Annotated in this window: 15 protein-coding genes, 1 tRNA gene and 2 pseudogenes; 9 read left to right on the plus strand and 9 right to left on the minus strand. The window is 53.7% G+C overall.

Going from position 1 to position 20,003, the window contains the following annotated elements; genetic code table 11:
- Window positions 1-58 precede the first annotated feature (58 nt).
- The 3 genes from JCM2850_RS02745 to JCM2850_RS23270 are packed head-to-tail and all read left to right on the plus strand — an operon-like array spanning window position 59 to window position 3,685.
- On the plus strand, window positions 59-1,858 hold the full coding sequence (locus JCM2850_RS02745) for an ABC transporter ATP-binding protein (protein WP_025869692.1): 1,800 nt from the start codon (window positions 59-61) through the stop codon (window positions 1,856-1,858).
- Window positions 1,859-1,880: 22 nt separating this feature from the next.
- Window positions 1,881-3,188 (plus strand): ABC transporter ATP-binding protein, encoded by a 1,308-nt coding sequence (locus JCM2850_RS16615; RefSeq protein ID WP_267879230.1) that lies wholly within the window; start codon window positions 1,881-1,883, stop codon window positions 3,186-3,188.
- A complete protein-coding gene (locus JCM2850_RS23270; RefSeq protein ID WP_267879231.1) occupies window positions 3,173-3,685 on the plus strand; it encodes an ATP-binding cassette domain-containing protein in 513 nt (170 codons plus the stop codon). The genes JCM2850_RS16615 and JCM2850_RS23270 overlap by 16 nt, the downstream gene beginning before the upstream one ends.
- Window positions 3,686-3,734: 49 nt before the next feature.
- On the opposite strand, the pseudogene JCM2850_RS24225 reads toward JCM2850_RS23270, so the two are convergent.
- Together JCM2850_RS24225 and JCM2850_RS02775 are read right to left on the minus strand one after the other, a co-directional pair.
- Window positions 3,735-5,114 (minus strand): annotated as a pseudogene (locus JCM2850_RS24225) (exonuclease domain-containing protein).
- A 246-nt stretch (window positions 5,115-5,360) separates the two neighbouring features.
- On the minus strand, window positions 5,361-5,663 hold the full coding sequence (locus JCM2850_RS02775; RefSeq protein ID WP_025869695.1) for a hypothetical protein: 303 nt from the start codon (window positions 5,661-5,663) through the stop codon (window positions 5,361-5,363).
- Window positions 5,664-5,905: 242 nt separating this feature from the next.
- On the opposite strand from JCM2850_RS02775, the gene JCM2850_RS02780 reads away from it, so the two are divergent.
- Window positions 5,906-6,094 carry a DUF3008 family protein gene (locus JCM2850_RS02780; RefSeq protein ID WP_025869696.1) on the plus strand — a complete coding sequence of 63 codons (189 nt, stop codon included), beginning with the start codon at window positions 5,906-5,908 and terminating at the stop codon, window positions 6,092-6,094.
- Between the two features lie 580 nt (window positions 6,095-6,674).
- Complete coding sequence (locus tag JCM2850_RS02785; protein ID WP_025869697.1) at window positions 6,675-7,199, plus strand: hypothetical protein; 525 nt, start codon at window positions 6,675-6,677, stop codon at window positions 7,197-7,199.
- A gap of 278 nt (window positions 7,200-7,477) precedes the next feature.
- Here the strand turns inward: JCM2850_RS02785 and JCM2850_RS02790 are convergent.
- The 7 genes and pseudogenes from JCM2850_RS02790 to JCM2850_RS02815 all read right to left on the minus strand — a co-directional run bounded on the left by JCM2850_RS02790 (window position 7,478) and on the right by JCM2850_RS02815 (window position 16,138).
- Window positions 7,478-7,553, minus strand: a tRNA-Asn gene (locus JCM2850_RS02790).
- Between the two features lie 279 nt (window positions 7,554-7,832).
- Window positions 7,833-8,472 (minus strand): annotated as a pseudogene (locus tag JCM2850_RS16625) (peroxiredoxin).
- Between the two features lie 147 nt (window positions 8,473-8,619).
- On the minus strand, window positions 8,620-9,381 hold the full coding sequence (locus JCM2850_RS16630; RefSeq protein ID WP_234406043.1) for an ABC transporter substrate-binding protein: 762 nt from the start codon (window positions 9,379-9,381) through the stop codon (window positions 8,620-8,622).
- Window positions 9,382-9,395: 14 nt separating this feature from the next.
- Complete coding sequence (locus JCM2850_RS22285; RefSeq protein ID WP_234406044.1) at window positions 9,396-9,650, minus strand: hypothetical protein; 255 nt, start codon at window positions 9,648-9,650, stop codon at window positions 9,396-9,398.
- A gap of 281 nt (window positions 9,651-9,931) precedes the next feature.
- The gene (locus JCM2850_RS02805) at window positions 9,932-11,776 is read right to left on the minus strand and encodes an ABC transporter ATP-binding protein (protein WP_025869698.1); all 1,845 of its coding nucleotides are present in this window, start codon (window positions 11,774-11,776) and stop codon (window positions 9,932-9,934) included.
- Window positions 11,766-13,550 carry an ABC transporter ATP-binding protein gene (locus tag JCM2850_RS02810; protein ID WP_025869699.1) on the minus strand — a complete coding sequence of 595 codons (1,785 nt, stop codon included), beginning with the start codon at window positions 13,548-13,550 and terminating at the stop codon, window positions 11,766-11,768. Before JCM2850_RS02810 ends, JCM2850_RS02805 begins: the two co-directional genes overlap by 11 nt.
- Window positions 13,551-13,753: 203 nt before the next feature.
- Window positions 13,754-16,138, minus strand: a complete 2,385-nt coding sequence (locus JCM2850_RS02815) for a TonB-dependent receptor (protein WP_025869700.1) — start codon at window positions 16,136-16,138, stop codon at window positions 13,754-13,756.
- Between the two features lie 547 nt (window positions 16,139-16,685).
- Between JCM2850_RS02815 and JCM2850_RS02825 the strand changes: the two genes are divergently transcribed.
- From JCM2850_RS02825 to JCM2850_RS16640, 4 genes are all read left to right on the plus strand, one after another.
- A complete protein-coding gene (locus JCM2850_RS02825) occupies window positions 16,686-17,375 on the plus strand; it encodes a class II aldolase/adducin family protein (protein ID WP_025869701.1) in 690 nt (229 codons plus the stop codon).
- A 526-nt stretch (window positions 17,376-17,901) separates the two neighbouring features.
- Window positions 17,902-18,567, plus strand: a complete 666-nt coding sequence (locus tag JCM2850_RS23275; protein ID WP_267879232.1) for an LLM class flavin-dependent oxidoreductase — start codon at window positions 17,902-17,904, stop codon at window positions 18,565-18,567.
- Entirely contained in the window at window positions 18,564-18,962 is a 399-nt protein-coding gene (locus JCM2850_RS23280; RefSeq protein ID WP_267879233.1) for an LLM class oxidoreductase, read from the plus strand. The genes JCM2850_RS23275 and JCM2850_RS23280 overlap by 4 nt, the downstream gene beginning before the upstream one ends.
- 31 nt (window positions 18,963-18,993) lie before the next feature.
- The gene (locus JCM2850_RS16640) at window positions 18,994-19,989 is read left to right on the plus strand and encodes an LLM class flavin-dependent oxidoreductase (RefSeq protein WP_234406045.1); all 996 of its coding nucleotides are present in this window, start codon (window positions 18,994-18,996) and stop codon (window positions 19,987-19,989) included.
- Window positions 19,990-20,003 lie beyond the last annotated feature (14 nt).

A 20,003-nucleotide genomic window follows, 5' to 3' on the forward strand; every position in this document is an offset into this window, starting at 1 on the left:
GCTGCCGTCAGCATGTCTGCGTTCTGATATTGGTGATGTTGACCTGCGAAAGTCTTGTGTGAATATTCGTTCCTATCCCTTGCTGCGTTGTCTTTTGCTCTACAAGCGCACCCCGGTGCGCTTCTGGCTCTCGGCGGCCCTGTTTGCCCTGGCCAACCTCATGCTGGCCTGGCAGCAGGGCATGATTGCCAAGGCCGTGCATGATGTAGAGCAGGGCGTGGCGGTGGTGGTAGATAGCACGGGCGGGCTGGATGTCAGCGTGGCATTGCACTGGCTGTTTATTATCGTGGATATCGCCACTGGTCGTGCGCTGATCATGTATTTTGTCGGCTGGCTCTCGCTGGTGATACAGCAAGATTTACTCGGCCATTTGCGCGAGATGATTTTGGTGCAGGTGCAGCGCCTGGATTTGGCTTACCACTGGCTGCACGGCGCGGGGGAGATAGTCACGCGCACCACGCGTGATGCTGACAAGCTGCGCGATGCCTTGATCAGCTTTTGGCGGCAGGTGGTGGATACCTCTTTTATTGTCATTGCCGCGGTAGGTTTTCTGTTCTGGTATCACCCTTTGCTTGGGGTAGGCCCTTTGCTGCTGACGCTGACGGGTTTTTATATTCTGTTCCGCCAGACTGATCATCTGGTGCAACTGGATAGAGCGGTGGGCCAGGCGTTTGATGGTGTTAATCAAGACCTGACTGAAGGCGTGAATGGCGTGCGCGTGATCAAGGCGTTTGGTCTGGAAAGCAGCCGTGTGCAGCGTTTTGAAGGTCAGGTGCGCTTCTTTGTGCAACAGGCTTTGGAAGCCCTGGCATATTCCTGCAGCCGTATTCCCATTCCGCAGTTTGTCGTGGGCCTGGGGCAGGTTTGGGTGCTGGGCGTGGGGGCTTATCTGGTTTCACAGCAGCAACTCAACTTTGGTGAGCTGGTTGCCGCTTTGCTGATGGCCACCACCTTGGTGTTCCGCGTTGAAGGCGTGGGCCGGGTGATGCAGGTGTTTGCCGATGCACGTTCATCTGCCGGGCGCATCTGGGAGCTGCTGGATGCGGTGCCGGAAATCACAGGCGGCAATGCCGCGCTGACCGAGCAACGTCCGCTAGGCATCAGCCTGCACAACATCAGCGTATTACCCCCAGGCGGTGGCAATGCCGTGCTGCAAAATTGCAGCCTGCAACTCAAGCCTGGCGAGGTGCTGGCGCTGGTTGGTGCTACTGGCTCGGGCAAGAGCACGTTGGCCAGCCTGCTGCCCAGGCTGGCAGATGCTGATAGCGGGCATATCACACTGGATTCTGATGTGAATGGCATCAACACCCAGCAAGCCTTGAATGAACTCAAGCTGGAAGATGTGCGCAGGCAAATCCATGTGGTGCCGCAAGAAGGCTTTTTGTTCTCGGACACTCTGGCAGCCAATCTGCGCCTGGGTGCAGAGCAGGCCAGCGATGAGGATTTGCTGTGGGCCTTGCGCATGGCCGCCGCCGATGATGTGCTGACGCGGCTTAGCGATGGCCTGCAAACCAAGATAGGCGATAGAGGCGTCACCCTCTCCGGCGGTCAGCGTCAGCGTATTTGCCTGGCGCGCGCGCTGGTGAGTCATCCTGCCATTCTGGTGCTGGATGATGCCACCAGTGCGCTGGATGCCGTGACCGAGCGCCGGGTGTTGAACAATATCCGCAATCTCAAGCAGGAGCGTGGGCAGGCGGTCTCGGTGCTGATGATCGCCAGCAAGCTTTCTACTATTTTGCTGGCCGACCGTGTGCTGCTGCTGGCTGGCGGCAAGATTATTGCCAATGGCAGCCATGCGCAGTTGGTGGCAGAAAGTGCTGAATACCGTGAATTGTTGGGGATAGAAGATGGCGAGTAATCCAGTACCGGCAATCCGGGTGATGTCTGATATTGAGCTGGAGGAAATGCTCGCCAAGCAAAAGCTGCAACGCAGCATGTTCTGGCGTTTATTGCCGCTGCTGCGCCCGGTCAGGCATTTTGTGCTGGGCGCGGTGCTGGCCGAAATTGTGCTGGTGACGCTGGTGTTTGCACGGCCCTTGCTGATAGAGCAGGTGATAGATCACGGCCTGGTGCGTGACCTCACAGGCGCTTACAGCCTGGATACGCATATCCTGGCCTGGGTGCTGGCGGGGATGTGTGTTTCCTGGGCCGGGCGTTTTGGTCTGGCTGGGGTTTCGCAATATCTCTCAGGTTCCGCTGCCATACGCCTGCTCAACAGCTTGCGCGTCAGCGTGTTTAATCATGTGCAGCACTTGAGCGTGGGTTATTTTGACCGCACCAAGTCTGGCCGCATCGTCTCACGCATAGATCGTGATGTAGATGCGCTGGAGCCATTGCTGATTCAGGGGCCGCCCGAGTTTCTCTCGGCCATGCTGCGCAGCGTGCTGGCGGGCATATTGCTGTGGCTGACTTCACCAGTGCTGTTCTTTAGCCTGGCTTCTATCATCCCCTTGCTGCTGCTTTCTACCTGGCTGTTCAAATACCTGGCGCAAAGCAATTACGCCCGGGTGGCAGAAAACCGTGCGCGCTTCACCGCGCATCTGGTGGAAACCGTGGCCGGGGTGCGCATGATCAAGCAAACCGGGCAGGAAGACAGCAACCGTGACCGTTACCGTGTATTGATCCGCGACTTTATCAATGCCTTGATCCGCAACACTTTAATGTCAGGCTGGTTTACGCATTTCACCAGCATTTTGACCACGCTGGGCATGATGCTGCTGATTGTGTTTGGCGGACGTGAAGTGGCGCTGGGGCATATCAGCTTTGGCCAGATGGCCGCCAGCATGTTTTATGTGTTTATGTTCCTGGGGCCACTGCAAGAGCTGGGTGATCTGTTTGAGCGCTATATCAATGGCGTGGCCTCGGCGCAGCGTATTTTCTTGATGCTGGATACCCAGGCCGAGATACGTGACCCGGAACAGCCGCAGCCGTTTGAAGACATACGCGGTGAGGTGGAGTTTAAGGATGTGGTGTTTTCCTATCACCCGGAAGCGATTAATCCGGTGATCAGAAACCTTAATCTCAAGGTCAATGCAGGCGAGGTGCTGGCGATAGTGGGGCCTACCGGGCATGGCAAAAGCACGCTGGTGCAATTGCTGACGCGCTTTTATGAAGTGCAGGGCGGGGCGGTGCTGGTTGATGGCAAGGATGTGAAATCAGTGAGCAGCATGCCTTGCGCCGCCATGTAGGCGTGGTGCTGCAAGACAATGTGCTGTTTAGCGGCAGTATCTTGGATAATCTGCGTCTGGCACGGCCGGGCGCGAGTGAGGCGGAGTTGATAGCAGCGGCAGAAGCGCTGGGCGTGCATGACATCATCAGCCGCTTGCCGCATGGCTACCATACCGAGGTGGGGGCTTTGGGCAGCCACTTGAGTCATGGTCAGCGCCAACTGGTGTGCCTGGTGCGGGCTTACTTGGCGGACCCAACGATTTTGATTCTGGATGAAGCCACTTCGGCGGTGGATATCCAGACCGAGCGCAAGATACAACATGCGCTGCGCCGCCTGTGCGAAGGCCGTACCGCCATTATCATTGCGCACCGTTTAGCCACCATACGTGATGCTGACCGCATAGCGGTAATCCGTGAGGGGCAGGTGGTGGAGCAGGGCGCGCATAACGCGCTGATGCAGCAAGGCGGGCATTACGCCGAGCTTTACCATGCTTATGAGGCCGGGCAGGAGTTTTAGCGTTGGGCGGGTAGTCCAGGTTTATAAGCTAAAAGCTATAACCTAAAAGCTAGAGCTGCAACAGTTTGAGTTTGGACTTGCTGATTTGCTTTTGCAGCAGCTTGTAGGTATCAAGGTCAAAGCTGAACTGCAGCCGGGTTTCGCGCAGGCTTTCCAGCCCGGCTTCATCGCTGACGCTGCGAGGTAGCACCAGTGCTCAAACACATGAATCACGGATTTATCCTGGCCATGCTCTTGTATGCCGAGCTTGCCAGGATAAGGCCAGGATTTGAGCTGATGGCTGATCAGCGCCTGCTTCAACCGCAGATAATGCAGCGCTGGTGCCTCCTTGCCGCAACATACGCCTTTACAGCGTTTTAACTGCTGCGAAAAACAAGCCCCAGCCCCCGGTTCCAGCCCCAGCGCCTGTGGGCATAATTGATGCGCCTCGGCTATCTGCCGCAGCGCGGCTATGGCCTGGCGCTTGCTGCGATAAGTGCCAAATAACTCACCCAGCGCATCCGGCTGGGTTTCGTTGAGGTCTGCCAGGTTTAACAAGGCTGAGCCGCTGGGTCAGGGCTTAGCTGCCAGGCGCAAAGCTGGCGCTCGCGGCGCAACTGGCGGTTATGAATAGGCTGACGCTCCTTGATCAGCCGCGCCTCCAGCAGCAAGGCACCAAATTCACCTGCGGTTTCTATCCATTCCACATGTTTGATTTCCTGCGTGATGCGCATGCCACGCGCACGGCTATGGTCGCTATTAAAATGCGAGAGCACACGGGAGCGGATATTGGTGCTTTTGCCTACATAAAGAGGCAGCGCATTCTCGCCATAAAACAGATACACCCCAGGCTGCTCGGGCAGGTCATCCAGTAATTGCGCATCCAGCCCCAAAGGCAGGGACTGGCTCTTGAGTAGTTCCGCAGCGGTGGCCTCCAGCTTCACCATGCCATGCTCACGCGCGGCTACATCAAGAAAAGCTCCATTACCTCCACATCACCCATGGCCCGGTGACGCGCCGAGCAATGAATGGCATGGCGCGCAATAATCGCATCCAGCCCATGGCTTTTGTGCTCAGGGTAAAGCAGGCGCGAGAGCTTCACCGTGCACAACACCTTTTGCCGCAGCGTAATGCCCAGGCGCTTGAACTCACTCTTGAGAAAGCCATGGTCAAAACGCACGTTATGCGCGCACAGCACCGCGCCATGCAGATGCTCCAGCAACTCATGCGCCACATCCTTAAACAAGGGCGCATCTTTCACCATTTCATCATCAATGCCGGTAATGCGCTGTATGAAAGGCGTGATATGCATTTCAGGGTTCACCAGCGTCTGCCAGCGCTTTACCTCTATACCGTTTTCATAACGCACCAGACCTATCTCGGTAATTCTGTCGCTGACGGCAGTGGCACCAGTGGTTTCAAGATCTAGCAATACATAAGCAGGCAACATGGGCAGGGCATCAAAGTGAGTTGAACATCAGGCAGGGGTGATTCAAGCGTAATTAAACCACGGTATAGCCAGGCATTTTAAAGCATGCTGTACATCTGTACAGCATGCTAATGGGGGCAAGGTGGGGCGTCTATGTTAAATCGCTGCTTAATTGAATCACTGCTAAGTTGAATCACTACTTGGCCAAATCACTACTGATCATTTCTTAGAGATATCAGCCAGAGCGTTGAGCATAACTGCAAGCCCTCAATGCGGTTCAACCTTGGGTTCCGCCAGCGGGGTTTCATCAGGCTCTACTTTCTTGGCATCCACCCCATCTTTCACCAGCGGCGCGGTCATCCACTTGCTGGTGTTGTTATCGCCATCGGCCTTGGCCTCAGCTGCACGCTGCTCCAGGTGCCGCGCCTGCGCTTCTATATCGGTGCGTGCAGGCTCAGGCAAGGGCGGCTCTGGGCCTATCACGCGGTAAATCCCCACCCCGGCCAGCACCGCCAGCAACAAGGCCAGCAAGGTGCGCTGTAAAGGGCTAAAACGGCTTTTTGTGCTCATGCTAGGCTCCTTAGATTATTTTATTGATAGACATCTGCAAACTTTTACGACCATGAAGTCAGCACAAGGTGCCCGTTTATTCAGAGGCAGGGTTTGGCAAGCATGGGTGAGGCTGAGGGTGTTAAGCCAGACTTAGGCTGGGCATGGCTGCGCACTGACAGCAGATTCGGCCTATACCTAACTACAGATGGACAAGCGCAGGCTTAAGCTGAAACCGTGTTAAACAAACTTAAGGAAACATCATGCCAGCCAAATCCCAAGCCCAGCAAAAAGCCGCAGGCGCAGCGCTTGCAGCCAAGCGTGGCAAGGTCAGCAAGAGCAGTCTTAAGGGTGCCTCTAAGACGATGGAGAAATCCATGAGCCAGAAAGAATTAAAGGAGCTGGCTTCTACCAAGCGCAAAGGCAAACCTGAACATGTTGCAAAGGGGTAGTGTTGTAGTGTGAGTAGGGGCTCATCGCACTGTACGAGTGAATTTCTAATTTTCTGAAATCGCACAATTATGCTAACTATTTACGCGCATATAAAAACTGCCAAGCGATAAGCAGTGATTACATATTTCAGATTCACAAAAAGCTATATTGCGACTCAATCATAGATTAACCAAGTCCATCCAAGCTAATTACCTATGATGGGGTATATCTGATAATTACCGACATACGCACATAGCGTTAAAACAGACTCTAGTCGTGACAATATTTTTCTAATAAGGCCAAAGTGCAAAAATTGACTAAATCAATATATCATTAATCACCAAATGGTAATTGTTTGATATTGATAAAATATTCGCATGCTCACTTTGAGGGGATGGCCGATAATTAATGCCCTTCGTATGAGCGTAAATAGTTTTATTGTTTGAGAATTAAGTTGGATTTTTATAAAAATTTCAATTTAATAGACTTCAAATGATACTTGTATTCAATTAATATTTCGTGCGTTTAGAAAGGTTGTAGATAAATAACTAACTAAACAAAAAAATAATACGAAGTTTAATTAAATATTCAAGGGGAATTATGAGCAAGAGCATTATCCAGCTAGCCGCTGTGCTAGCTGTTGTATCCACTGTGTCTGGTTGCGCTACCATCACCAAAGACGCCTACCAAAATATCCAGATCGAAACTTATTCTGCAGACAACAAGCCAGTAAAAGGAATAGAGTGTGTCGCTCGCAACGATAGGGGGGAGTGGAAAACATACACTCCTGGCTCACTCAATGTTCATAGGTCAGGCGAGAATTTATCAGTGCGTTGTGCAGTTGATGGCCAATTAGATGGCAATGGCACTGTGGTTTCACGCGCTAATGGCGGCATGTACGGAAACATTATTTTTGGTGGCGGTATTGGTGCCATCATAGATCACAACAAGGGTACGGCTTATTCCTATCCTGGCTGGATCAAGGTGCAAATGGGCGAAAACCTTGTCTATGACCGTAAGGACGAAGTTGAAAATCAAATTCTACTTGGCAAAAAGTCTGATGGTACTGTTGTGAAAGAAGTTACTACAGCTAAAACCGCTACTGCTGAAAACGCAGCAAAATAAAGTGTTTCAGTAAGGAGTGAATAGAAGCCGACTTATGTCGGCTTTTTCTTTTACTGCGGTTTTAAAGCTAAAACAAAACATCATCATGAGATGGCTAGCTAGGTAATTGCTGAAAAAACGGTGCCACTGATGCAAGTTCGAATGCAGGTAAATTTTCAAGAGAGGTCGAAAAGAAGAGAAGTCGATAATCAATACTAATTTAACGCGGGGGACATTCGCGCTGAATTATTAGCCAATAATGAAAAAGGCCAGTGCATTTGCACTGGCCTTTTTTTATCTGGCTCCCCGACCTGGGCTCGAACCAGGGACACACGGATTAACAGTCCGTTGCTCTACCGACTGAGCTATCGGGGAATCGATGAAGGCCGTACTATAAAGCTCTCAGGGGTATGGTCAACAAGTTTCGCCATTTTTTTATGATTATTTTAGGGCGCTTTTTCAGCTGATTTTGACGCGCTGAATTTTTCCTTTTTGAATCAATACTTCTCGCTAATGCCGGGCTTGAGTTTGGCTTGCGGGCCATGTGAAAAAATTTTCTGGTTTTTTTCTCGCATGCCCTTATGCGCGCCCCTCGTGCCCACCCACGCCAGGCAAAAAAATGCCCGCTGAAGCGCGGGCAGGGTGGTTTGCAGTTTATTTATTGGGCTGCGGGGTGAGGCGCAGGTAAGGTTTGACGGCCTTATAGCCTTGGGGAATTTCTCTTTCAGCACTTCGGGTCGGTAATCGACGGCACAATCACTACGTCATCGCCATCCTGCCAGTTGGCGGGGGTGGCCACGCTGTGGTATTCGGTCAGTTGCAAAGAATCGATCACGCGCAGGATTTCGTTGAAGTTGCGGCCTGTGCTGGCGGGGTAGGTCAGCGTCAGGCGGATTTTTTTCTTTGGGTCTATGATGAATACTGAGCGCACGGTGGCGGTGGTGCTGGCATTAGGGTGTATCAGGTCATACAGCTCTGCTACCTTTCTATCCTGATCGGCGATGATGGGGAAGTTGACTTCTGTGCCCTGGGTTTCATTAATATCGCTGATCCAGCCCTTGTGTGAATCTACCGGGTCTACCGACAGCGCAATGGCTTTGACGTTACGCTTTTTGAATTCGCCCGCCAGTTTGGCGGTGGCACCCAGCTCTGTGGTGCACACCGGGGTGTAATCGGCAGGGTGTGAGAAGAAGATGCCCCAGCTGTCACCCAGCCATTCGTGGAAGGATAGTTTTCCTATGCTGGAATCCTGTGTGAAGTCAGGCGCGGTATCGCCTAAACGTAATGTAGCCATGTTGATCTCCTGTTTTTGTTCCGGGGGTAACAGGCCTGAGGTCTGGCGTGCCGCTCAGGCCCAAAAAATAAGGCAGTCCCAGATGTAGGACTGCCTTATTTAACCACATGAAGTTAAGGCTTGATATGGTTGTTTGTTATAAGCTTATTAGGCGGCTTTTTTAGCAGCACCGCTCAGCACAGCAGCCAGTGGTGCTGGGTCTATCCAGGCTTTAACGTCAAAGTCTGCCTTGATGAAACCCCACTCCAGCAGGAAGTTTTTGTAGCCTTCCAGCGCTTCTATCGATTCAGCGCTGAGGTCTGTACCCTGGCGCAGATGAATGTCGTTGCCATAGGCCTTGCGCACGTATTCGTCATTAGAGCCGCTTTCTTTGGCGATATAAGCCACGGTTTCAGCTTCATGAGCGGCAGCCCAATCACCCGCATCCACAATACGGCTGAGGAAGCGTGCTACCAGGTCAGGGCGTTGCTTGAGGAACTCGGCATCAACCGTGATAGGACGTGGTGCGCCATTGTTGGCACGTACGCGGGCATCAGGGTGCTGGCGTACATCATAAATAATGGTCAGGCCATTGGCTTCAGCGGCTTCATAGCCACGTGCGCCCTTGGTGAAAATCACATCTACCTTGCCGCTCTTCAGCGCTTCCAGTTCTGTGGCATAGGCGGTGCGTACACCTGCGCCCCAGCCTGCGGTTGGGGCGGATTGTGGCACTTCAAAATCAATCAGCTCAACGTCTTTGTGGGTCAGGCCTGCGGTTTCCAGGGTGACGATAATGCCGCGCAGGGCGCTGGCACGTTGGTGATCAATGCTGATGCGGTTTAATGGCAGCGCAATGCGCTTGCCTTTGAGGTCCTTGGGTTCCTTGATGCCGGATTCTGGCAGCGCCAGTATCAGCTGGGCTTCGTCCACCCAGTTGAGGCCAATTACTTTGGTATCTGTACCATTGGCACGCGCCAGATGGCGGGCACATTGCCGCCCTGGCGGAAGGAGTGTGGCAGTTTGTGATCGTAGTGGGATTCACGCAATGCTGCGTCCTGGGTTTCTTGCAGGGTGTTGATGGTGATGCCATCGTTGGCGAATTCCTGCTTGAACCAGTCCTGACGCGCAGCCAGGCCCAGCGGAGTAGGAACGGGGCAACGTGTGTACCAAATGCTGTCTATGCTTGAATCTTGTGACATGAAGTTCTCCTAAAGGGGTGAGGCATAAATCCAAAGTACGGAGCCAAGCCATGGTGCTTGTATCCTTAAACCATCAGTGCCTGCCGGGGCGGGCGAGTCTGGAGCCATATCTTTTGCAGGATTTATGCCAGGCTGGCATTTCTGCTGCTGTTTGTATAAGTGATTGATTTTGATATGGAAAATAGGAAAGTTGCTACTGTTGCTACAGCCACACCAGGCGGCTATCTGCTTTTATGGCAACAGTGCAGGCAGGCACTGTTGCCAAATAAACAGAAGATTGCTTAAACCGCAGCGGTGGAGGTAGAGGCTTGTTCATAAGCCTGATACAGCCTGGCGTAAGCGCCACCCTGAGCGATCAATTGCTGATGGTTGCCCAGTTCTGCCACTTCACCATTCCAGATCACGGCAATACGGTCGGCATCGCGTATGGTGGCCAGACGGTGGGCAATGATGATGGCGGTGCGGCCTTCGCACAGGCGGCGGAAGGCAGTTTGTATGCGGCGCTCGGTGTGGATATCCACCGCAGAGGTGGCTTCGTCCAGCACCAGCACGGCCGGGTTGGCCAGATAGGCGCGCACCAGGCACACCAACTGGCGCTGACCATGGCTGAGGAAGGCACCCATAGGGCCAACTTCAGTGTGGTAACCCGCAGGCAAACGTTCCAGCACTTCATCCGCGCCCAGTTCACGTGCAGCGGCAATCAAGGCATCGTCACTAGCAGCAGGGGAGGCCAGGCGCAGGTTATGCAGCACGGTGCCAGAGAATAGTACGTTGTCTTGCAGCACCACGCCCACTTTGCGGCGCAAATCCTGCTGCGCATAGTCACGCACGTCCTGGCCGTCAATCAGCACCTGGCCTTGCTGCACTTCATAAAAGCGCGTCAGCAATTGCACCAGCGTGCTTTTGCCATGCCCTGTAGGCCCTACAATCGCCAGCACCTCACCCGCAGGGATATGCAGGCTGAGATTTTTGAGCACGGGTTGTGTGGCCTTGGGGTTATAGGCAAAAGACACATCACGGAATTCCACCTCACCCTTGGTCACAGCCGGGCTGCGTGGCTGTGCGGGGTCGTTGATTTCTGGCTGGGTATCCAGCATCAAAAAGATACGTTGGGCCGAAGAAGCCCCCGAGGTGTAACGCTCAAACAAATCGTTCAGCTCCTGCAGTGGCCCCAGGAACAATTGCACATAGAACAAACTTTGCGCCAGTTGGCCCACGGTCATCTCGTGATCGGCAATGCCTATGCCGCCTGCCGCCAGCAGGAAAGCCATGCCCACGGTGCTCAACACCTGAGTCAGTGGCAGGAACCAGCTAGAACGCATGCTGCCGCGTATCAATATATTGTTGAAATCATCGAGCAGGGCGCGGTAGCGGCGCTCGTTAGGGGCCTCGTTGACGGTTTGCTTGATAATGCGCACGCCGGAAACGGTTTCTACCAGGTGCGCGGTAAAGCGCGCTCTGGCTTCTGCCACCCGGCCCCAGATTTTCTCGGAGATGCGCTTGAACAGCCAGGTGCCCAAAATCAAAATTGGCACTATGCTGGCCAGCGCCAGAAATAGCTTGGGCGATATCCACCACAAGGCCAATGAAGCCACCATTAGGCGCAGCACTGCAGAGAACAGTTCTGGCGGCCCTTGAATCAGCAGTGGCTCCAGCATATCGATATCACGGTCGGCACGCGAGATAATGCGGCCAGCCTTGGTTTGATCGAAATAGCGGATAGAAAGCGCCTGCACATGGGTAAACACTTGTATGCGCAGATTGTTGAGTATGGTGATAGCGGCGGTGCCCGCCAGATATTGCGAAGCCCCGGCCACACCAAAGCGCACAGCCCAGCTGGCGGCGGTGGCAATGGCCATCCATGCCACTAGCGGCGTGTTGAGTATCACGCCTTGTGCGGTCTGGATAAAGCCATTGTCTATGACTTCACGCAAAAACCACGGGCGTATGAAAATCACGCCTACCAGCAGCATTTCCAGCACGATGACCGTGGCAATTTTGCCGCGTACCTGACGCAGCAAGGGCAGCAAGCGCCAGAACATATTGCGGTCCAGGCTTTGCTTGGCGAGAGATTGTTCGAGTTCTATATCATTAAGCGGCTTGTCGCCGCGAATATCATTGGCCATGTTGGACTCCTACCAGGTCGCGGTAAGCCGCGCTGGTCAAAACTAAATGTTCGTGAGTGCCTGCGGCGCTGATGCGGCCCTGATCGAGCATGGCTACGCGGTCGGCCAGCAGAATGGTGGAAAGCTTGCTTGCTATCATCACCACGGTCATGGGGTGGCCGGAATGCGTGCGCAGCTTGCGTATGCTGTCCAGCACGCGGCGCTCGGTCATGGCGTCCAGCGCACTGGTGCCATCATCCAGAATCAGAATGTCAGGCTGGGCCAAGAAGGCACGCGCCAGGCTGATACGCTGGCGCTGGCCGCCAGAGAGCGTAATGCCACGGTCGCCAATGCGGGTTTGCAGGCCATTCTCTAACTTCTCCAGCACTTCGGTGGCTGAGGCCAGCTCCAGCGCCTGCAGCAATTCCTGCTCTGTGGCATCGGGCTTGGCCAGCCTGAGATTGGCGGCCAGGGTGTCTGAGAACAAAAAGCTTTCTTGCGGCACCACATTGACGCGGGTGCGCAGCGCATCCAGTTGCAAATTATCTACATTCAGCCAGCCCGCCCAGGCCGAGCCTATCTGCACCTCGCCATGGTCGGCCTCCAGCAGGCGCGGCAACAAGCCTGCCAAGGTGCTCTTGCCCGAGCCTGTGGCACCGACAATGGCAATCACTTCACCGGGCGCTACTTCCAAACTGCAATGATCCAGAATGGCCGAGCCACCGCCTGGGGAATGCACGCTGACGTTATTGAGGCGCAAGCCCAATGCGCCTGCTGGAATCTCTTGCGTGCCGGGCAGGATTTCCGGCTCTTCATCGAGCAGCTCCCAGATACGGGCAGCAGAAGCGCGGGCATCGGCAAAAATCTGCATCACGCGGCCTATGCCTTCAATGCGGAACACCAAGGTGTTGGCCACCAAGACCGAAGCCACCAGTTGGCCGATGTTGAGCTGGCCCTGCTGCACCAGCCAGGCACCCAGCGCCAGAATCCAGACATGGGTCAAGGCCACCACGGTTTGTGGCACAGGGATGCGTGAGGCCGCGTAAGCCAGCGCCGTGCGCGCGTGGCCTATGAATACCTGCACCAGACGCGTAAAAATCTCGATGCGCTGCTGTTCCAAGCCAAAAGACTTGATCACGCGCACGCCATTCACGCCTTCGCTCAACTCCTGATTCACAAAGTCATAGGCATTGCCAACGGCTCTATCCAAAGTCACCAGACGCTCGGTCTGGCTGACAAAAATCCACATACCCGCCAGCGTAAAAGCCAGCGTGCCCAGGCCCAAAGCCGGGTGATACCAGGAAAGCAAGGCCACAGAGACGATGACCCAGAGGCTGGCTTCAAACACCTGCCGCCAGAAGTTGATCAGCGCATCGCGCACCTTGTCGGCATCGCGCGTGGTGCGGGTGACAATTTCACCCATGCCATGACGCCAGTGATAGGCGAGGTCAAGGCGCTGTACCTGGCGCAAAATGCGGTCACGCAGAATGGTGAGCAAATCCTGGCCTATGATCAGCGACATCAGGCCGCCAAAGTATTGCAGCACGCCACGGCCCAGGGCCACTGATACCAGCAGAATAATCCAGGGCAGCAACTGATCCAGTGCCAGGCTGCCATCGGCCAGCCGGGTCACGGCATGGCCGCTTTGTACATCTTGTACCGCCTGGCCGACTATCCACAGTTGCCAGGCCATGCCGATATTGACCAGCGTGAACAGCAGGGCGGTCAGGGCAAATTTCCAGGGCATAAAGCGATAGAGCGCCAGGCAGCGCAATAAGGGAAAACGGTTGTTCATGTGAGAGTTCCGCAAGTCTATGTATTTATGGCTGTTGTATTTATAGACGTTAACTGGCCGTGTGGCCTGGTGCAGGCATGTGATTGCCCCGCCTTACAAAAATCTGTTGCAGTAAATAAGGCAGGACAGCCTGGAAATCCAGACTGTCCTGCCGGGTACTACCATGCTGTTAACTGCTTGAGCACGTTGGCTTTAAGCCAGATTTAGAACCTGAAGGTGAGGGAAGCACCAATCGTGCGTGGGTTGCCCCAATACACTGTGTTACCAGTTGCTGCGCTGGCTGGCAGCGCGTGGTATCGGTATTCCTTGTCAAACAGGTTGTTGACGTAACCAGTCACCTCAATCTTGTCGTTAGCTGTGCTATAGGTCGCACGTGCGTTCACAACGGTGTAAGGGTCTTGATTCAGCAGCGGATTATCCTGAGGCACAACAAAGAAGAACTGCTTGCCAACGTAACGTGCATCGGTAGCGAGAATCACCTTGCTGCCATTAGCCAGGGGGATGCGGTAATTGGCACCTACCAGCGCATTGACGTGAGGCGCACGCACAAACTGGTTGCCGTCATAGTTGCCGCCGCCATTCTGTACATCAAACTTCTCGAACTCGGTATCCAGCAAGCCGATATTGGCGTTCAGGCGCAGATTGTTGGTAGCCAGGGCTTCAATTTCAAATTCCGCACCCTTGACGCTGGCCTTCTCCACATTTTGCAGGTAGGAGATAGGCACGTTGAGATTGGTACCTACCACGTTGACCTGTACATTGCTGTAGTCATAGTAGAAGGCGTTGGCGTTGAAGTTTACGCGACCATTGAGCCACTCGGACTTGTAACCCAGTTCGAAGGCATTGAGTTCCTCTGGCTTGAGGGTATTCAGTGCCAATGGGTTGGCGGCTGCTGTGTTGTAGCCACCAGACTTGATGCCGCGTGAGAACTTGAAGTAAACACGTTGGTGATCAGTAATCTTGTACGAAGGCGTAATGTCGTAGGTAAACGCATTCCAGCGCTTGCTACGGCTGTCGGCAAATGTACCTGTACCACCAATGCCACCGTTGTAGCTGCTCCACCACTGACCGTAATCTGACCAGCTGGTATCGGCGCCAGTTTGACCCAGGGCATTGCTGCGACGATTAAGATCGTATTCCTTCTCTTCCGTGGTCCAGCGTGCACCCAGTGTGGTGTCAAACTTCTCGGTGAAGTTATAGGTGGTGCTACCGAAGATGGCATAGCTTTCGGTTTCATGCGACAAATCACTGGCGTTAAAGCTACGTGCCTGCTGGGTGCCACTCAAAGGTGTGAATTGCGGCACAGCGCCATTGGGCAGACGAGCTGCTGCGCTGAAGGAGTTGATATCTTCCTTGAAGTAGAAGAAACCAGTTAACCAGTTCCAGCGGTCTTCACGTGGTGACGCCAAGCGGAATTCCTGGCTCCATTGACGGCTCTTGGCATCGGTGTAGCTACGGCCAATTTCTAGAGGCGTGTTGTCTGAGTCTTGCAGGGTTTCCTGCTTGAAATCGGCAAAGGCAGTGATCGAGGTCAGGGTGAGCTTGCCTACCTGCCAGTTGACGTTGAGCGAGACACCATTTTGTGTGATATCGCTGCTGTCTTCAGCATTGCTGCTGACATGGTTGATATCAGTGCTGGGCACATAACCGTTACGGAACTGTCCGGTTGGGCTGTTGCTCTTGACGGTACCAACGTTACCCTGAGTCTTGTATTTGCGATGATAGACATTCAACAAGGCATCCAGGTCTGGGGTCAGCGCAAACAGCAATTGACCACGAATCACGGAATCTTCAACCGCGCCTGCAGTCTTGCCGTTGAACTGGTTCTTGAAACGGCCATCAAGATCCTGGTTGTAGAAGGAGATGCGGCCAGCGACACGTTCATCGACAATAGTGCCGCCTACCGCTCCCTGAATCACCTTGTCACCAAAGCTACCGTAATCGACCTTGGCATAACCTTCAGGCTTGTCAGAGAAGGTAGGCTTCTTGGAAACGATATTCACCGCGCCACCTGTGGTGTTCTTGCCCCACAGCGTGCCTTGCGGGCCGCGCAGCACTTCTACGCGCTCGATATCAAAGATGGGGATACCAGTCGCAGTGGCGTTGCTGATGAATACATCATCAAGATAGAAACCAATCGGGTTAGGGAAGTCCAGCTGCTGCTGACCTGCACCCACACCACGAATCCACCAACGTGGACGACCATTCTGAATCGTGCCAGCGGAGGAGTTGGGCACGCTGTTGAGTACTTCACCAGCAGAGCGGCCTACGCCACGGTCTTGCAGTTCTTTGCCACTCAATACCGAGATGGCGGTGGAAACTTCCTGCGCGGTTTCTTCACGGCGCTGGGCAGTCACGACTACGCTACCGAGTGAGGATTCAACATCCTTGGGGGCTGCGGCAGTCACAGCTGCGTTGTTTTCCTGCTTTTGCGCTTCTTCCTTGTTGCTGGTAGCGGCATCAGCGGCTGTTGCTTCTTCAGCAGCAAATGCGGGATGGATCAAGAGGCTGCCAACAAAGGCGGCGGCTACAGCGCTAGCCAGTGGGCTTCTGATGAATAGCGCGGCTTGGTGTTTGTGTCTGGACATAAATCTTCCTGCTTAGAATGAATGATTGCCTTGCGAAAACGCAGCGACATGGCAGAGCTATCGGCATGATTCATGCCAAGCGGTTTAAATCAGCAGGTAATTTTTTAAGTTAATGAAAATAAAGGGATAAATTTTCGAGTGCGCAAAGGGTGAGAACCAGGTGTTGGTTTTTAAGCTGGGTGAACTGTTTCCAAATCAACAGCTGTTGAATGCAGAACAACAGCACTGGGTGGAAAGCAACAAGTGTTGCCAATACAGCAGTGAAATCTGGCGCGGGATCTAGCTTGCGTCATTGGAAAGGGAAGTTTGAGACTGATTATTATTTCAATTTAATCATGTTGTTAATGGGCTTCATTCAAGCGCTTTGAGTATTTGGCTCAGTGATTTGTCCACCTTGAATCCCACTTGGCATGGTGTTTGCAAACTTATCAGCATCCTGAACTGGATGGCGTGGCCTGAATTGATATCGTTTAATCAATATCCAGAAATACCCACATCCAATCATGGTGTTGCAAGGTATATTTAATCTATTAGTGGAGAATATGTTATGAGTGAAAATCTCGCAGAAGTCGATTTGGTGTCTTATGTGGATGAAGCCAAGGCCGATGCTATCCATGCATTTAATGTGTTGCGCGAAAATGGCACCCTGTCTGCCAGCCTGACTTTCCATATCTCCCACAAGATTCCCGGCCACGACAAGCTGCTGCTGATTCGCTTCCCTGGCGGTCTGGCGCGTGACCATACCCCCAGCATTGCCATCAAGAATTTTTCTGATGAGCCTGGCCATATATTGAATGAGGCACGACTGGATGCAGATACCGCCATTCATATCCACACCAACTATCTCTCGGCCTGGTCACTGGCACACAAGCCATTCCCTATCCTTTACGTAGCGGCTGCGCGTCACCTGTTGGCACGTGAAATCCCTAACCATCTGGATCGCACTCGTAGCGTATTGGATGTGATTAAAGAGCGTCTGGACAAATACCCAGAGCTGGCACCACCACCAGCCTTGCTGGAATCCAATGGCGGCGTCAATTTCTGGGGCAAAGGCATTATCCGTACCTCTGAGCTGATTCTGTTTGTAGAAGAAGCCGCGCGTTACCAGGCCATTGCCGAGCAAATCGGCGGTGCGCAGCATTACACCCCAGGTGCTCTGGAAGTGCAGTGGAAGCGTACTGGCCTGCTGGACAAAGCCAAGGCTTATACTGGCCGCTATCTTGAGGATATTGTTTAGGCAATTTAATGCCGTGATGTGCGATTGCAGTTTCATCCTCGAAACTACGTGCCGTGCCGATATGGCTGGCAGTTAAACAATAGCGCACTCATTTCTCAGCGTACGGGCATGGATAACTCCATGCCCGTATTTTTTTTGCGTTGTTGATTTTCACGCACATGCTGTTTTTGCAACAGTTTGAATGGGCTTGCTGTTGTTGGAGAAACATTTATAGGTTTAAGGCCAGCGCTGTTTTACTGGTGATGAAAATGCCTAGCCTTTTAAAACTGTAATAAATCCATACATTACAGTAGCTTGAAAAATCACCTAAAAAATTTAGGGGTATTTTGTCTGGCTGGCATGCTTTCTGCGATAAGCAAGGGACTAATCTACATTTAAACCCTTGGTCTACATTTAAACCCTTGGTCTACATTTAAACCCTTGGTTTTCATTTAAACCCTTGGCGAGTAATCCTTGCATGGGGTGCAAGTGCGCTAGATCAGGAATTATTTCCAGCATTTATTCCCAGCATGTGGAGAGCAGCAGCATGACAATTCAGTTTTTCTGGCAGGTGCCTACAGCGGGCGATGGCCGCTATGCCGATGCCAAGCAGCGCATACGCGGTGAGCGTAGCGACCACAAACCGTATTTCCAGCCTGGCGTTACCGACCCGCGCGGCAGGCGTTTCAACTATTTCGATCATCTGCACCAGATTGCCAAGGCGGTTGAGCTGGCCAAGTTTGATGGTTTGCAGGTACGCAACGACCCTGAGGGCGATGAATCCTGGATAGTGGCAGGCTATTTAAGCCGTGCCACCCGCGATATCACCGTGCTGGCTGAGTTTGATGCCTCGCGTGGTTCTGCCGTCTATGCCGCCAAAAACGCGGTCAGTTACCAGCGTTTCACTGGCGGGCGTTTTGCCTGGCAGATAGGCGTAGAGCGTAATGAGCAGCGCCGTAAGCAGCAGGGTGATTTTGTGGCGCAGCAAGATTTGGATGCCAGAGTTGAAGAGTTTGTTACTGTGGCGCGCAACGTGATTACCAGCACTGGCTATGACTTTGAAGGCCGATTCTTCCAGGTGCTGCAAGGTGGTTTCCAGGGGCCATTGTCTGGCCAGAAAGTACCGCCGGTTTACCTCACTGGCAACACTGATGAACCTATGGCATCTCGGCACGCCTGGCTGATGTGCATGTGCTGGAAGCGCAGCCTGTGAGCGATGTGCAGCAGGCAGTAGCGCAGCTGAAAACCCTGGCTGAGCAGGCTGGGCGTCCGCTGCAAATAGGCTTGCGCATAGATGTGCTGGCGCGTGAAACCGAAGAAGAAGCCATTTTTGATGCACGTCGCCATGCTGAGCAAACCCAGCATCAGCCTAGCCTGAGTCAGGCTGGCTTGTGGCGCGGCCTCACAACCTCCAGCACAGGTGCCGCTGGGGTGTTGGTTGGTAGCTTTGCCCAAGTGCAGCAGCAGTTGGCAGATTATGCTGCTGCCGGGGTGTCGCAATTCATTCTGGGCGCTGTGCCCAGCCTGGAAGAGGCTTACCGAGTTGGCGAGAATGTCTTGCCTGCCTTGCGTGCGCAGCTGGGTTTGTCCACCAGATTAGCCGCCTGATTGAAGCTGCACGAATTAAAGGAGTAGAAGTATGACGATAGATGTGTTCTGGAGAATTCCTACCCATGGCGAGCCCAGCTCGCTGCGTAACAAGCTGCATCATAGAGGCGACTGGTCGCAGCAGCAGGGCGATCATGTAGTACACAAAGGCCTGAGCGGTGGCCATGGCGATGGTTTCACCAATCTGGACTATATTGCCGAGGTGGCACGTGCAGCCGAAATTTCCGGTTTTCAGGGTGGTTTGATCCCTTCCTTCCCCATGACGGACGAGCCTTGGGCGATTTCATCCTTCCTGGCGCGTGAAACCAGCACCTTCCGCTTTATGATTGCCTTCCAGCCCGGCTTCCTTAACCCGGTAGTCGCTGCTCGCATGACCGCCAGCCTGCAACGCGCCACAGGTGGCCGTGCGCTGTATAACGTCATCACTGGTGGCGGTGGCCCGGCTCAGCTTTGGTGGGGTGATGTAGCGGGTCATGATGACCGCTATGCACGTACCACTGAGTTTCTGGATGTGTTGCGTGGGGTGTGGAGCGGCGAGCGCTTCTCTTACCAGGGTAAGTTCTATCAGGTGGAAGATGCCGCCTTGCCAGCGCAGTTGCTGGGCCAGGAATTCCCCGAGATTTATTTCTCCGGCTCCTCAGACGCCGCCCTGGCCTCGGCCTCCAAGCATGCGGAATACTATCTTTCCTGGCTGGAGCCTTTTGACCAGCTGCGCGAGAAGTTTGACCGCGTTAAAGAGCGTACAGACAAGCTGGGCCGCAAGATTAAATGCGCGGTACGTGTAGACATTATTGCGCGTGCCACCGAGGAAGAAGCCTGGCGTGAGGTGCGCCGTGGCTTTGAAAACCTCACGGATGCCGAGCGCGAGCGCTACAAGCGCTTTGCCCAGCAGACTGGGGATTCAGTTGGTGCCAGCCGCCAGCGCAGCAATGCGCCCAAGGAGCTGAGCGATTACCGCGATTTCATTATTCATCCCAATGTCTGGTCGGGCTTAAGCCTGCTGCGTGGTGGTCAGACCCAGGCATAGTCGGCAGTTACGAG

This window comes from Methylobacillus glycogenes JCM 2850 (assembly GCF_000617925.1).
Taxonomy (GTDB): Bacteria; Pseudomonadota; Gammaproteobacteria; order Burkholderiales; family Methylophilaceae; genus Methylobacillus; species Methylobacillus glycogenes.

Coding starts and splice junctions, on each gene's coding strand:
- JCM2850_RS16615 (WP_267879230.1), top strand. CDS start 1,881: ATGTCTGATATTGAGCTGGAGGAAATGCTCGCCAAGCAAAAGCTGCAA.
- JCM2850_RS22285 (WP_234406044.1), bottom strand. CDS start 9,650: ATGTCACAAGATTCAAGCATAGACAGCATTTGGTACACACGTTGCCCC.
- JCM2850_RS02785 (WP_025869697.1), top strand. CDS start 6,675: ATGAGCAAGAGCATTATCCAGCTAGCCGCTGTGCTAGCTGTTGTATCC.
- JCM2850_RS02825 (WP_025869701.1), top strand. CDS start 16,686: ATGAGTGAAAATCTCGCAGAAGTCGATTTGGTGTCTTATGTGGATGAA.
- JCM2850_RS02810 (WP_025869699.1), bottom strand. CDS start 13,550: ATGAACAACCGTTTTCCCTTATTGCGCTGCCTGGCGCTCTATCGCTTT.
- JCM2850_RS02780 (WP_025869696.1), top strand. CDS start 5,906: ATGCCAGCCAAATCCCAAGCCCAGCAAAAAGCCGCAGGCGCAGCGCTT.
- JCM2850_RS02805 (WP_025869698.1), bottom strand. CDS start 11,776: ATGGCCAATGATATTCGCGGCGACAAGCCGCTTAATGATATAGAACTC.
- JCM2850_RS02815 (WP_025869700.1), bottom strand. CDS start 16,138: ATGTCCAGACACAAACACCAAGCCGCGCTATTCATCAGAAGCCCACTG.
- JCM2850_RS02775 (WP_025869695.1), bottom strand. CDS start 5,663: ATGAGCACAAAAAGCCGTTTTAGCCCTTTACAGCGCACCTTGCTGGCC.
- JCM2850_RS16640 (WP_234406045.1), top strand. CDS start 18,994: ATGACGATAGATGTGTTCTGGAGAATTCCTACCCATGGCGAGCCCAGC.
- JCM2850_RS23275 (WP_267879232.1), top strand. CDS start 17,902: ATGACAATTCAGTTTTTCTGGCAGGTGCCTACAGCGGGCGATGGCCGC.